The following is a 14,207-nucleotide window of genomic DNA, read 5'->3' as shown; positions in this document are numbered from 1 at the left end:
CCCCCAACGTGCCGAGTCCCATCTCCACCTCATCCGCACCACCAACACCCTCACAACGCATCATGAAAGATGATGCCGACCGTATGGCGGTGACCGCTGCGAATCCTGCTCACCCCGTGGCGCAAGTTCACGCGGTAGATGCCGCGTGTTCCCTGCACGGGCCTGCCATGCACCGCGAAGACCACCGCGTCGCCTTGCATCAGCGGCACCACTTCCGCACGCGACTGCATACGCGGCCGCTGCTCCGTCAGCACGAATTCGCCGCCGGTGAAATCCCGCCCGGGCGCTGACAGCAGAATCGCCACCTGCAGCGGAAAAACGTGCTCGCCGTAGAGATCCTGATGGAGACAGTTGTAGTCGTCCGCGCCGTATTGCAGGATCAACGGCGTGGGTCGCGTCTGTCCGGCGTCGTGGCAGCGGTCGAGAAACGCCGCATGGTCGAGCGGATAGCGCACGTCGATCCGCAGCGCGTCATTCCAGCGATTGGCAATCGGCGCGAGATGCGGGTAGATCGTTGCGCGCAGCGCGTCGACGACTGCGGGCAGCGGATACGCGAAGTACTTGTATTCGCCGCGCCCGAAGCCGTGACGTGCCATCACGACACGCGAACGATAGAGCGCATCGTGCGGATAAAGCGCGCGCAGCGCATCGCATTCGCCGCGCGACAGCAGGCTCGACACGTGCGCGCAGCCGTAGCGATCGAGTTCGGCCTCGACGGTCGACCAGTCGATTGCGTCGACGCGCGCCGCGATGTCCTGCAAGTCGGCGGCAGGTTGCAGATCGGCGATATTCACGGACATCCCCCGGTTCGTTTGCGACGTCGCATCGCGCGTACCCGCGGCGTGCTTCGCAGGCATGCAGCACACGCGGGGCGTCGCGATGCATGTCGATGAACCGAGTCTAGCGACCGGCGCGCGCCGTTGCACTCCGGATGTTGCGCTTCAATTCGCGAAGCGACGGCGAGCCGCGCGACGACGGCACGCCGATTGCGGCGACGTGCCCGAGCGCAGCGACAAAGAAGAATGAAGCCACTGCCGAACCCGCCGCTCTCGCACCCGCCGCGGCAACCGCGCGGCCGTGAGCCGTCGCCGCCCGCCCGCTCGCCGTTATCCGCTCAAGCCAGCGCGCGGAACAACCAGTACAGCCCGCCGGCCAGCACGATCGACGCCGGCAGCGTGAGAATCCACGCGAGCACGAGGCTGCGCACGGTACTCCATTGCAGTCCCGATCCGTTCGCGGCCATCGTGCCCGCGACGCCCGACGACAGCACGTGCGTCGTCGACACCGGCAGCCCGTATGCATCGGCCGCGCCGATCGTCAGCATCGCGACGAGTTCGGCCGACGCGCCCTGGCCGTACGTCAAATGCTGCTTGCCGATCTTTTCGCCGACGGTCACGACGATCCGCTTCCACCCGACCATCGTGCCGAGACCCAGCGCAATCGCGACGGCCACCTTCACCCAGGTCGGGATGAACTTGGTCGCGTGATCGAGCTGCTTGCGGTAGTTGTCGATCGCGAGCTTGTCGTCGGCGGCAAACGCGAGCTGTCCGGACTTCTCGATCAACCGGATCGCCTCGGACACCAGGTACATCGTGTTGCGCACGTTGTCGACGTCGTTTTGCGGCACGGCCGCCATCGAGCCCGATGCGCCGACGGCGCGCGCGAGCGACGTCGACAACTGCTGCACCGCGGGCAGCACGGCCGGCGTGAGCTTGCGGTGCTGCACGAACTGCTCGACGTCGGCGCGCGGATTCGCGGACGGCGCGACGCCGTTCGAATATTTCGCGAAGGTGGACGCGGCGTGCGTCGCGACGGCGACGAAGGTCTGCGACTCGGCCGGCGTGACGGCCTTGTTCAGCGCATACGCAGTGGGTACGGTGCCGATCAGGATCAGCATGATGAGCCCCATGCCCTTCTGTCCATCGTTCGATCCGTGCGCGAACGACACGCCGGTGCAGGTCAGGATCAGCAGGCAGCGAATCCAGAACGGCGGCGGCTGATCCTTCGGCGGCTCCTGATACAGATCCGGCACGCGCACGACGGCGCGCAGCACGAGCAGCAGCAGCGCCGCGCACAGAAAGCCGACGAGCGGCGAGAACAGCAGCGACTTGCCGACGCCGAGCGCCTGCCCCCAGTCGACGCCGCTCGTGCCGTTCGGGCCGTGCATCAGCTGGTTCATCAGCCCGACCCCGATGATCGACCCGATCAGCGTATGCGAGCTCGACGACGGCAGCCCGAAATACCACGTCGCCAGGTTCCACACGATCGCGGCGATCAGCAGCGCGAACACCATCGCGAAGCCCGCGCCGCTGCCCACCTGCAGGATCAGCTCGACGGGCAGCAATTGCAGGATGCCGAACGCGACGGCGCCGCTCGATACCATCACGCCGAGGAAGTTCCACATGCCCGACCAGATCACCGCGACGTTCGGCGTCAGCGAATGGGTGTAGATCACGGTCGCCACCGCGTTCGCGGTGTCGTGGAAGCCATTGACGAACTCGAAGCCGAGCGCGATCAGCAGCGCGGCGCCGAGCATCAGATATGGAAACAGCGACCCTTCGCGCACCGGCGCAAGATCGGCGATCAGATGGGTGGCGATATAGACGGCACCGACCGACAGCACCAGCAGGAACACGGCATAGCCGGCACGTCGGGCGCGTTCGGTGGAACCGGGATGGTGTGCGGCGGGCGAAGCAGGTTGATTCATGGCGGCATCTCGCAGTGGAACCGCGTCCGATCCTAGCTTCGGCTGTCCGTCAGTTTGATGACAGTACGGACCGCGAAACGCCGTTGTTCACGCCGTCGTCCATATAGTGAGCACGCTCATGCATCCGGGCCGCTTCGCGCCTTGCGCGCGCGCCTATCGCAGCATGCGTGGCGCGTCCGACGCCGAGTCGCGTGCGAGCGCGAGAAATGCGGACAGGTAATCGATCGATGCGTCGGCGTCGCGGATGCCGAGAAAGATCTGTTTCGCGATGCCTTGCTTGCCGAGCCTGACCGGCACGACCGGCATGCGGTCCGCGTATTCGTCGGCGAGCCACTTCGGCAATGCGGCCACGCCGCGTCCGCTCGCGACCATCTGCAGCATGATGTCGGTCGTCTCGATCGACTTGTGGCGCCGCGGCACGATGGCGGCCGGCGTCAGGAACTGGTTGTAGATGTCGAGCCGGTCGGTCTCGACCGGGTACGTGATCAGCACCTCGTCGGCCAGTTGCTCGGGCGTGACGTAGTCGGCGTTCGCGAGCCGGTGCGCGTCGGCGACCACCAGCACCTGCTCGTAGTCGAACACCGGATCGAAGCGCAGGCCCGGCTTGTTCAGCGGGTCGGGCGTCACGAGCACGTCGATGTCATGGCCGAGCAGCGCGCCGATCCCGCCGAACTGAAAGCGCTGCTTCACGTCGACGTCGACGTCCGGCCAGCGCGCCAGATACGGCGACACCACCTTCAGCAGCCACTGGTAGCACGGATGGCATTCCATCCCGATGCGCAGCGTGCCGCGCTCGCCCTTCGCGTACTGCTTCATCCGCTCCTCGGCGAGCTCGAACTGCGGCAGCAGCCGGTTCGCGAGCTTCAGCAGATATTGCCCGCCCTGCGTGAGCCGCAGGCCACGTCCTTCCCGATCCCAGATCGGCGTGCCGAGCTGCTGCTCGATTTTCCGCACGGTATGGCTGAGCGCCGACTGCGTGAGGTGCAGCGCGTTGGCAGCCGCAGTCAGCGAGCCCTGGCGCTCGACTTCGCGGATCACGACGAGATGGAATCGCTCGAGCATCAATACATGAACAAAGTTAATGGATGAATGAAATAATGCCATTTTATTTCATGGGGCGAAATCCCTATGATGGCTGCTGAATCTTCTATTACTTCTGGACGGCGGCTTCATGGTGAAGACCCACAACCTCGGTTTCCCGCGCATCGGCGCACAGCGCGAACTCAAATTCGGCCTCGAACGCTACTGGAACGGCGACGCCACGCGCGACGAGCTGACGGCCCTCGGCGCCGCGCTGCGCCGGCGCCACTGGAGCGACCAGCACGACCTCGATCTCGCGCCGCTCGGCGATTTCGCGTTCTACGACCACGTGCTCGACATGAGCTTCACGCTCGGCAATCTGCCGAAGCGCGTGCAGGACTTTCACGGCGACGCGCTCGACAACTATTTCCGCGTGGCGCGCGGCCGTTCCGCGCATTCGGCGCACGAGCATGCGAGCTGCTGCGGTGGCGTGGCGGCCGGCGAGATGACGAAGTGGTTCGACACCAACTATCACTACATCGTGCCGGAGTTCCACGCCGACACGAACTTCTCGCTCGACCCGTCGCGACTGCTGCAGCAACTGGCCGAGGCGAACGCGCAGCGCGTAAACGCAAAGCCGGTGATACTCGGCCCCGTCACGTATCTGTGGCTCGGCAAGGCGAAGGACGATTCCGACCGGCTCGCGCTGCTGCCGAAACTGCTGCCCGTGTACGGCGCGCTGCTCGATACGTTGACCGCTCAGGGCGTCGAATGGGTGCAGATCGACGAACCGATCCTCGTCACCGAGCTCGACGCCGACTGGCGGCGTGCGTTGCGCACGGCATACGAGGCGCTCGAGACGCGTCGCATCAAGCTGCTGGTCGCGACGTACTTCGGCCCGCTTCAGGACAATCTCGAGCTTGCGGTTTCGCTGCCGGTCGATGGACTGCACATCGACGCCGTCAATGCGCGCGACGAGGTCGACGTGCTGGCGCGCACGCTGCCGGCCACACGCGTGCTGTCGGTCGGCGTGATCGACGGCCGCAACATCTGGCGGACCGACCTGAACGCGGCGCTCGATTGGCTCGAGCCGCTCGCGCGGCAGTTGGGCGAGCGACTGTGGCTTGCGCCGTCGTGTTCGCTGCTGCATGTGCCGGTCGATCTCGCGAGCGAGCAGAAGCTCGACGCCGAGATCCGCTCGTGGCTCGCGTTCGCGCTGCAGAAGCTCGCCGAACTGAAGCTGCTCGCGACCGCGCTGAACCAAGGGCGCGACACGGTGGCCGACGCCCTCGCGGAGAATGCGGCCGCGATCGAGTCGCGGTGCCGCTCGCCGCGCGTGCACAACCCGGCGGTGAAGACCGCCGTCGCGCGCATCGACGCGCGGCTCGGCAACCGTGCGAGCGCGTATCCGCAACGCGCGGCCGCGCAGTCGGCACGCCTGAAACTGCCGCTGTTCCCGACCACGACGATCGGCTCGTTCCCGCAGACCGCGGAGATCCGCGACGCGCGCCGCCGCTTCAAGGCCGGCGAGCTCGACGAAGCCGGCTACCGCCACGCGATGCACGCGGAGATCGAACGCAGCGTGCGCGAACAGGAAACGCTGCAGCTCGACGTGCTGGTGCACGGCGAAGCCGAGCGCAACGACATGGTCGAATATTTCGGCGAGCAGCTGGATGGCTACGCGTTCAGCCAGTTCGGCTGGGTGCAGTCGTACGGATCGCGCTGCGTGAAGCCGCCGATCCTGTTCGGCGACATCAGCCGACCGAGCGCGATGACGGTCGAGTGGATCGCCTACGCGCAGTCGCTGACGAGCAAGCCGATGAAAGGCATGCTGACCGGGCCGGTGACGATCCTGAACTGGTCGTTCGTGCGCGACGACCAGCCGCGTTCGGTGTCGTGCTACCAGCTCGCGCTGGCGATCCGCGACGAAGTGCTCGATCTCGAGCGGGCCGGGGTGCGCGTGATCCAGATCGACGAGGCCGCGCTGCGCGAGGGGCTGCCGCTGCGTCGTGCGCAATGGCCGGCCTACCTGAAGTGGGCGATCGACGCGTTCCGGATCGCCGCGAACGGCGTGCGCGACGACACGCAGATCCACACGCACATGTGCTATTCGGAATTCAACGACATCATCGCGTCGATCGCCGAGATGGACGCGGACGTGATCACGATCGAGACGTCGCGCTCGGACATGGAGCTGCTCGACGCGTTCGACGGCTTCCGGTATCCGAATGAAATCGGGCCGGGCGTGTACGACATCCATTCGCCGAACATCCCGACGCAGGAGCACATCGTCGGCCTGATGAGGAAAGCCGCCGAGCGGATTCCGGCGCAACGGCTGTGGGTGAACCCGGACTGCGGGCTGAAGACGCGCCGCTGGGCGGAAGTGCTGCCGGCGCTGACGAACATGGTCGCCGCGGCGAAGACGTTGCGCAGCGAGCTGCGCAACGGGCTCTGATAAAGCGCTTCGGCGACGCGCCGGTTCCGCGCTCGCGCAACCAGCGCGTGCGCGGAAGCTCCCGGCGCAGCGCCGCCCCGGAACCCGCCCTATGCCGCGCCGCGATCAATCGCGATACGCGACGCCCGGCAGCACGCACAGCAGCTCGTACGCGAGGTTCGCGCCGAGCAGCGCGGTGGTGCCGAACGGGTCGTACGGCGGCGCGACTTCGACGAGATCGCAGCCGACGATGTTCAGCCCCTTCGCGCCGCGAATGATCTCGAGCGCCTGCGGCACCGTGAGGCCCGCGATTTCCGGCGTGCCGGTGCCGGGCGCGTAGGCGGGGTCGATGCCGTCGATGTCGAAGCTGATGTAGACGGGCGTGTCGCCGACGCGCGCGCGCACTTCCTCCATCAGCGGCACGAGCGACTGGTTCCAGCACGCCTCGGCCTGCACGACGCGAAAACCCTGGTCGCGGCACCAGTCGAAATCCTCGGCCGCATAGCCGGTGCCGCGCAGGCCGATCTGCGTGACCTTGTCGCCGTGCAGCAGGCCTTCTTCGACCGCGCGGCGAAACGGCGTGCCGTGCGCGATCTTCTCGCCCATCATCGTGTCGTTCACGTCGGCGTGTGCATCGACGTGGATCAATGCAACCTTGCCGTGCTTGCGATGGATCGCGCGCAGGATCGGCAGCGCGATCGTGTGGTCGCCGCCGAGCGTGATCGGCTTGCAGTCGTGCGCGAGGATCGCGTCGTACGCGGCCTCGATGCGCGCGATCGAATCGTGCAGGTTGTACGGATTGATCGCGACGTCGCCGATGTCGGCGACCTGCAGCGAATCGAACGGCGCCGCCCGCGTGGCCATGTTGTACGGGCGCAGCAGCACCGACTCCGTGCGGATCTGGCGCGGGCCGAAGCGCGCGCCGGTACGGTTCGACGTGCCGAGATCGAACGGCACGCCGACGAAACACGCGTCGAGCCCCGCGGCGCTCGCGACGTGCGGCAGGCGCATCATCGTTGCGATGCCGCCGCTGCGCGGCATTTCGTTGCCGCCGAGCGGCTGGAAATGGAGAGGGTCGTTCATGGGCTGTTCTCTGTCGATATGGGGTTGCCGTATCATTCGACGCGGCCTGGCGCATAGTTTTGCGCGCCGCGCGCGAAAGAAGAATGCGAACATGTCGACGTAAACATCGACGTCCATCGATGTATCGGAGGGGAATAGCGTGCTCGGGAATCTGTCGACGCTCGATTTGCGGCTGATCCGCGTGTTTCTCGCGGTGACCGACGCGGGCGGCGTGTCGGCCGCGCAGACGATGCTCAACGTCGGCCAGTCGACGATCAGCGCGCAGTTGTCGTCGCTCGAGACGCGCCTCGGCTACCGGCTCTGCGAGCGCGGCCGCAGCGGCTTCCGGCTCACGCCGAAGGGCGAGCGGTTCCATGCGATGAGCCGCAAGCTGCTCGCCGCGCTCGACGAGTTCGGGATGGCGGCGCGTCACATGGACCGCCAGCTGGTCGGCACGCTGAACATCGGCTTGATCGGCCATACGCCGGTGAGCCAGAACGCGCGGATCGCCGAGGCGATCGCCGCGTTCCGCACGCGCGACGAAGCCGTGCGCTTTGCGATCTCGGTGCGCACGCCGGGCGATCTCGAGGAGAAGCTGCTGAGCAACGAGATTCAGATCGCGGTCGGCTACTTCTGGCACCGCGTACCGTCGCTGCACTACACGCCGCTGTTCGTCGAACACCAGATCGCGTATTGTGGGCGCGGCCATCCGCTGTTCGAGCACGCCGGCCAGCTGACACCGGCCGACGTCGCGGAATTCGAATGGGCGTGGCGCTCGTATCCGCTGCCGGAGGCCCATATGTCGACGACGCCCGATCGCGTGACCGCCACCGCCGACAACATGGAGGCCGTCGCGCTGCTGATCCTGTCCGGCCATCACCTCGGCTACCTGCCGCAGCACTTCGCGGCGCCGTACGTCGCGCAGGGGCTGCTCGCGCCGCTCAACCCCGAGCAGTTGCGCTACGACGTGACGTTCCACATGGTCGTCGCGCGTGACGCGCGCGGCGACCCGCTCGTCGCCGCGTTTCTCGAAGACCTCGAGCGCGCGCACCAGCCGGGCGATGCCGGATGACGGTGATCTTCCCGATCACCTGGGCCTGTGTCGTGCCGGCGCGCCCGGTCGCTCGCATCAAGGCACCGGCAAACCCGCGTCGTGCTTCACTTCCCGCAGCGACAGCGCCGATTCGATCGACGTGACGCCCGGCAGCGTGCGCAGCGAATCGCGCAGGAACGTGCCGTAGTCGTCGAGATCGCGCGCGACCACCTGCAGCAGATAGTCGGCCGTGCCCGCGACGTTGTGGCACGCGAGGATGCGCTCGATGCCGAGCACTTCCCGTTCGAAGCGGTCGGCGACCTTGCGGTCGTGCGTCGCGAACCGCACGAGCACGAACGCGACGACGCCGAAGCCGAGCGCCTGTCGCGACAGCTGCGCGCGGTAGCGCTCGATGTAGCCGTCGTTTTCGAGGCGCTTCAGACGCCGCGCGCACGGCGTTTCGGACAGCCCGACGGCGTCGGCGAGGCGCGCGATCGGCAGCCGGCCGTCGCGCTGCACGGCCGCGAGGATCGCGCGGTCGGTTTTGTCGAGTTCGGTCATGGTGGCGGAATCCGTTTGTAGATCGGCCAATTGTGGGGGATTCCGCCGCGAAGCGGCAATACGGAACGAAAGATGGCCAATAAGCGCTCCGCCTTCGACGGCAACATATCGTCATCGAAGGACGAGCCCGACCATGATTTCCACGCATTTGCTATTGATCTATCTCGCCGCGCTGGCGGCCATTTACGCGGTTCCGGGGCCCGACATGGCGCTCGTGCTGCAGACCAGCATCGGCCGCGGCGTGCGGCCGGGCCTCGCGGCGGCCGCCGGCCTGTCGCTGTCGCGTGCGGTGCACGTGACGCTGTCCGCGTGCGGCGTCGCGGCGCTGATTCGGAGCGCGCCGTGGCTGTATGAAGTGATCCGCTACGGCGGCGCGCTGTATCTCGCGTATGTCGCGATCCAGGTGTTCCGCTCGCCGGTATTCGCGCTCGGCGACGCCGAAGCGGCCGCCGCGAGCGCGCTGCGCCAGTCGTTCTTCAAGGGACTGCTGACGAACCTGCTGAACCCGAAGGCGCTGTTGTTCTGCTCGGTGCTGCTGCCGCAGTTCGTGCGCACCGACGCCGGGCCGGTCGTGTGGCAGATGTTCGAGCTCGGCGCGCTGCTCGTCGCGGCCGGCGTGTGCTTCGATCTCGCCTGCGTGTTCGGCGCGTCGCGCATCGCCGCGTGGATGCGCGCGCACCCGCTCGCGCAGACGGTGCAGCGCTGGACCTTCTCGGCCGCGCTGATCGGCTTCGCGCTGCGCCTGTCGATGGACTGAGCGGCGCCGTCGCAGGCTGGCCGCGCCGCTCGACGGGCAGCGTGGTGCGATGCGTCATCGAACGCGCGCCGTGCGCGCGGCCTGCCGGCCAAGCGCTGCGCCGGCCCGCCTGGCGCCGCGCGCAAATCCTCTGACTGTTCTAAACTTCCTTGAAATTCGCCGCGTGGCGAACCGACTGACCGAACGGAACCGTCTTCCGCTGGCCCTGTCCGATTTCCTGGCTGTTCCGTGCAACGCGGTACATAGGAGGGTCTGAACATGGCAAGGCATCTTCAAGCCGACCGTGAACCCCGCATCGTCGCCGAGTCGACATGCCTCGGCCAGTGCGATCCGGCAGAACGCATCCACGTCACGATCATGTTGCGGCGGCGGGAAGAAGGGCAACTCGATGCATTGGTTCAGCAGCTCGCGGCCGGCGACGCGAGCGCCAAACCGCTGTCGCGCGATGCATTCGCGCAGCGTTTCTCCGCCGATCCCGACGACATCCGCAAGACCGAGGAATTCGCGCACCGTCATCAGCTGACGGTCGATCGCGTCGATCCGGTCGAAAGCGTCGTCGTGCTGTCCGGCACGATCCAGCAGTTCGAAGCGGCGTTCAGCGTGAAGCTCGAGCGGTTCGAGCATCGCGCGATCGGCCAGTATCGCGGCCGCACGGGCCCGATCGCGCTGCCGGACGAGCTCGGCGATGCCGTCACGGCGGTGCTCGGCCTCGACAGCCGTCCGCAGGCACGGCCGCACTTCCGGTTGCGTCCGCCGTTCAAACCCGCGCGCGGCGCCGCGGTCACCTTTACCCCGGTGCAGCTCGCGTCGCTGTACGGCTTTCCGGCCGGCGACGGCGCCGGCCAGTGCATCGCGATCGTCGAGCTGGGCGGCGGCTATCGCGCGGCCGACATCGCTCAGTATTTCCGCGGGCTCGGCATCGACAAGCCGCCGACGCTCGTCGACGTGAACGTCGGCACCGGCCGCAACGCGCCGACCGGCGAGGCGAGCGGCCCCGACGGCGAAGTCGCGCTCGACATCGAAATCGCCGGCGCGATCGCGCCAGCCGCGAAGATCGCCGTCTACTTCGCGCCGAACAGCGACGCGGGCTTCATTCAGGCGGTCAACGCGGCCGTCACCGACAAGACCAATCGGCCGTCGGTCATCTCGATCAGCTGGGGCGGCCCGGAAGCGATCTGGCAGGCGCAATCGGCGCACGCGTTCAACCGCGTGCTGCAGGCCGCCGCCGCGCAAGGGATCACGGTGTGCGCGGCATCGGGCGACAGCGGCTCCGGCGACGGGCTGCAGGACGGCGCCGACCACGTCGATTTCCCCGCGTCGAGCCCGTACGTGCTCGGCTGCGGCGGCACGCAGCTCGATGCGCTACCGGGGCAGGGCATCCGCAGCGAGGTCGCGTGGAACGACGAGTCGGCCGGCGGCGGCGCGGGTGGCGGTGGCGTCAGCACGATGTTCGACGTGCCGACCTGGCAGCAGGGGCTCAACGTCGCGCGCGTCGACGGCGGCCGCGCGCCGCTTGCGAAGCGCGGCGTGCCGGACGTCGCCGGCGATGCGTCGCCGCAGACGGGCTACGAGGTGGCGGTGGCCGGCACGCCCGCGGTAATGGGCGGCACGAGCGCGGTCGCGCCGTTGTGGGCCGCGCTGATCGCGCGGATCAACGCGGCGTCCGGCACGTCGGCCGGCTGGATCAATCCGGTGCTGTACAAGCATCCGGACGCGCTGCGCGACATCACGAAGGGCTCGAACGGCACGTATGCGGCCGCACCGGGCTGGGATGCGTGCACGGGCCTCGGCAGCCCCGACGGCGCGAAGCTCGCCGCGCTCCTCGCGCGCAAGCCGTCGAGCTGACGCATCGGCATTGCCTTTCCTTCCGACGCGGGTCGTCTGCCCGCGTCTTTTTTCACCTCCAGGAGCAGCACGATGGGCATCGATTCCGCATCTTCCGGCGGCGTGTATCCGCTGCATCACGGCGACCACAACTCACATGGCGTGCCGCCGAGCGTCGCGCCGGTCGCGCTCGCCCGCGGCCGCGACCAGCCGTTCTTCGATCCGGTCGCGTACGGCAACGGCCCCGACGATTCGGTGACCGACACGACCGAAGCCGCCGCCATCACGCACCATACGATCGTGCTCGACGGCAAGCGTATCGCGTACACGGCGACCGTCGGCCACCTCGTGACGGTGGACCCGAGCAGCTCGCAGCCGGCCGCGAAGATCTTCTACGTCGCGTTCACCGCCGACGATGCGAAGGAGGAGACGCGCCCCGTCACGTTCTTCTACAACGGCGGGCCGGGTTCCTCGTCGGTGTTCGTGCTGCTCGGCTCGTTCGCGCCGAAGCGCATCAAGACGTCGATGCCGGGCTTCACGCCGCCCGCGCCGTACCAGATCGAGGACAACCCGGACAGCATGCTCGACCATAGCGACCTGGTGTTCATCAACCCGGTCGGCACCGGCTATTCCGCGGCCGTCGCGCCGAACAAGAACCGCAATTTCTGGGGCGTCGACCAGGACGCGGACTCGCTGAAGCAGTTCATCAAGCGCTATCTGACGAAGAACAACCGGTGGAATTCGCCGAAGTATCTGTTCGGCGAGTCGTACGGCACCGCGCGCAGCTGCGTGCTCGCCTACAAGCTGCACGAGGACGGAGTCGACCTGAACGGCATCACGCTGCAGTCGTCGATCCTCGACTACCGGCAGGCCGGCAACCCCGTCGGCGCGCTGCCGACCGCGGCCGCCGACGCGTGGTATCACAAGAAGCTCGGCATCGAGCCGGCGCCTGCCGATCTCGGCGCGTTCGTCGAGGAGGTCGCGCAGTTCGCGCGCACCGACTACCTGAGCGCGTTGCGCAACGTGCCGCATGCGGACGCCGCCGTGGTGCAGAAGCTGTCCGACTACACGGGCATCGATACCGCGACGCTGCAGGCGTGGGGGCTCGACATCGCCGGCTACGACGCGCGCGGCAACTCGGTGTTCCTGACGACGCTGCTGCATGCGCGCGGGCTCGCGCTCGGTTCGTACGACGGCCGTGTGACCGGGATTTCGTCGGGCATCGCCGGCAAGATCGATCCGAACTCGGGCGGCAACGATCCGACCATGACCGCCGTGACGGGCGTCTATACGGCGATGTGGAACAGCTATCTGAACGAGCAGCTGAAGTTCACGTCGACCTCGGCGTTCACGGACCTGAACGACCAGGCGTTCCGCAACTGGGACTTCGGCCACATCGACCCGACCGGCGCGCAGCAGGGCACCGATGCGAACGGCAACGTGATCCTCTACACGGCCGGCGATCTTGCCGCGGTGATGGCGCTGAACGTCGACCTGAAGGTGCTGTCGGCGAACGGCCTGTACGATTTCGTCACGCCGTTCTACCAGACCGTGATCGACCTGCAGCAGATGCCGCTCGAGGATCAGAAGGTGCGGCAGAACCTGTCCGCGCGCTTCTATCCGTCCGGGCACATGGTGTATCTCGACGGCGGTTCGCGTACCGCGCTCAAGCGCGATCTCGCGACGATGTACGACGCGACCGTCAGCGATACCGGCGCGCGGATGCGGATCCGCGCACTGCAGGCGAAGAAGGGCGGCGGGCGCGCGTAGCGTCGCCGGGCGCGCGCGCCGCGCGTGGTGTGCATGGTGTGCGTGGCGCGTGCGGGGCGCGCGGCGTCGGCAGCGAGCCGGGCCGGCTTACGCGGCCGGCCAGTCGAACGGCGTGTAGGGCAGCGCGCGCTTGTGGCGCGAACCGTCGTAGAAGCGCAGCACGGTTTCGTACACGTTGTCCGAGACCGGCTTGCCTTCGAGGAAGTCGTCGATCTCGTCGTAGGTGACGCCATAGGCGTGCTCGTCGGGGCGCAGCGGACGCAGTTCCTCGAGGTCGGCCGTCGGCACCTTCATCACGATCAGCTCGTCGCCGCCGAGCGCGCGGGCGACGGCGCGCACGCGGCGCTTGCTCAGGCCGGCGAGCGGCAGCACGTCCGCGCCGCCGTCGCCGAATTTCGTGAAGAAGCCCATCAGCGATTCTGCTGCGTGGTCGGTGCCGATCACGATGCCGCGCCGCGCGCCGGCCACCGCGTATTGCGCGATCATGCGCTCGCGCGCCTTGATGTTGCCGTGCACGAAGTCCTGCTGGGCGGCGTTTTCGAACGCATGACCGGACGCGACCAGCGACGCGAGCATCGCGTCGGCGGCCGGCTTCACGTCGACCGTGAAGGTCTCGTCGGCGCGCACGAACGCGAGCGCGCGCTGCGCGTCGGCTTCGTCGTTCTGCACGCCGTTCGGCAAGCGCATCGCGATGAAGCGCGCGTCGTAGCCGTCGGCGCGCAACTGCTCGACCGCGAGTTGCGCGAGCCGCCCGGCCGTCGACGAATCGACGCCGCCGCTGATGCCGAGCACGTAGGTCCGCATGCCGCTCGAACGAAGATAGCGCGCGAGGAAATCGACGCGGCGCGTGATTTCGGCGTCGACGTCGAAGTGTGCGGCGACGTTCAGTTCGGCGATGATCGCGCGTTGGCGGCTGGCGTAATCGGCGGATGTCATGTCAGTGGTTCCGGAACGAAAATTCGAGGCGCCCATCATAAGCGCAATCGCGGGCGGGTGCCGCGCGGCGCGTGCACGTGGGGAGGGTGAGTTGCATCGGGGA

The 14,207-nt window shown here is 67.6% G+C and carries 11 protein-coding genes; 5 read left to right on the top strand and 6 right to left on the bottom strand.

Annotated elements, in window-relative coordinates; all coding sequences use genetic code 11:
• Nucleotides 1-50 precede the first annotated feature (50 nt).
• The 3 genes from C3Y15_RS29595 to C3Y15_RS29585 form a co-directional block, all read right to left on the bottom strand.
• The gene (locus tag C3Y15_RS29595; RefSeq protein ID WP_014724063.1) at nt 51-794 is read right to left on the bottom strand and encodes a 2OG-Fe(II) oxygenase; all 744 of its coding nucleotides are present in this window, start codon (nt 792-794) and stop codon (nt 51-53) included.
• 320 nt (nt 795-1,114) lie between these two features.
• Nucleotides 1,115-2,707, bottom strand: a complete 1,593-nt coding sequence (locus C3Y15_RS29590) for an inorganic phosphate transporter (RefSeq protein WP_059460976.1) — start codon at nt 2,705-2,707, stop codon at nt 1,115-1,117.
• Between the two features lie 153 nt (nt 2,708-2,860).
• Complete coding sequence (locus C3Y15_RS29585; RefSeq protein ID WP_034194758.1) at nt 2,861-3,769, bottom strand: LysR family transcriptional regulator; 909 nt, start codon at nt 3,767-3,769, stop codon at nt 2,861-2,863.
• A gap of 109 nt (nt 3,770-3,878) precedes the next feature.
• Here C3Y15_RS29585 and metE point away from each other — a divergent pair, with 109 nt between their 5' ends.
• A complete protein-coding gene (metE, locus tag C3Y15_RS29580; protein ID WP_059991748.1) occupies nt 3,879-6,182 on the top strand; it encodes a 5-methyltetrahydropteroyltriglutamate--homocysteine S-methyltransferase in 2,304 nt (767 codons plus the stop codon).
• 105 nt (nt 6,183-6,287) lie between these two features.
• Here metE and speB read toward each other — a convergent pair whose 3' ends face one another.
• Complete coding sequence (gene speB / locus C3Y15_RS29575; protein ID WP_034194754.1) at nt 6,288-7,244, bottom strand: agmatinase; 957 nt, start codon at nt 7,242-7,244, stop codon at nt 6,288-6,290.
• Between the two features lie 139 nt (nt 7,245-7,383).
• Between speB and C3Y15_RS29570 the strand changes: the two genes are divergently transcribed.
• Complete coding sequence (locus C3Y15_RS29570) at nt 7,384-8,295, top strand: LysR family transcriptional regulator (RefSeq protein WP_046424456.1); 912 nt, start codon at nt 7,384-7,386, stop codon at nt 8,293-8,295.
• Between the two features lie 57 nt (nt 8,296-8,352).
• Here C3Y15_RS29570 and C3Y15_RS29565 read toward each other — a convergent pair whose 3' ends face one another.
• Nucleotides 8,353-8,817: an Lrp/AsnC family transcriptional regulator gene (locus C3Y15_RS29565; RefSeq protein ID WP_011880882.1), complete on the bottom strand. Its 465-nt coding sequence runs from the start codon at nt 8,815-8,817 to the stop codon at nt 8,353-8,355.
• Between the two features lie 133 nt (nt 8,818-8,950).
• Here C3Y15_RS29565 and C3Y15_RS29560 point away from each other — a divergent pair, with 133 nt between their 5' ends.
• The 3 genes from C3Y15_RS29560 to C3Y15_RS29545 all read left to right on the top strand — a co-directional run bounded on the left by C3Y15_RS29560 (nt 8,951) and on the right by C3Y15_RS29545 (nt 13,168).
• Nucleotides 8,951-9,574, top strand: a complete 624-nt coding sequence (locus C3Y15_RS29560) for a LysE family translocator (protein WP_011880881.1) — start codon at nt 8,951-8,953, stop codon at nt 9,572-9,574.
• 258 nt (nt 9,575-9,832) lie between these two features.
• On the top strand, nt 9,833-11,419 hold the full coding sequence (locus C3Y15_RS29550; RefSeq protein WP_069224736.1) for a S53 family peptidase: 1,587 nt from the start codon (nt 9,833-9,835) through the stop codon (nt 11,417-11,419).
• 72 nt (nt 11,420-11,491) lie between these two features.
• On the top strand, nt 11,492-13,168 hold the full coding sequence (locus C3Y15_RS29545; RefSeq protein ID WP_011880879.1) for a peptidase S1: 1,677 nt from the start codon (nt 11,492-11,494) through the stop codon (nt 13,166-13,168).
• 87 nt (nt 13,169-13,255) lie between these two features.
• Here the strand turns inward: C3Y15_RS29545 and nadE are convergent, their stop codons facing one another.
• Entirely contained in the window at nt 13,256-14,104 is an 849-nt protein-coding gene (nadE, locus tag C3Y15_RS29540) for an ammonia-dependent NAD(+) synthetase (protein ID WP_059462751.1), read from the bottom strand.
• Nucleotides 14,105-14,207 lie beyond the last annotated feature (103 nt).

Source organism: Burkholderia sp. B10 (assembly GCF_004368385.1).
Taxonomy (GTDB): domain Bacteria; phylum Pseudomonadota; class Gammaproteobacteria; order Burkholderiales; family Burkholderiaceae; genus Burkholderia; species Burkholderia vietnamiensis.
The sequence above is the reverse complement of the archived record's forward strand: the minus strand, read 5'-3'. Positions and strand labels throughout refer to the sequence as shown.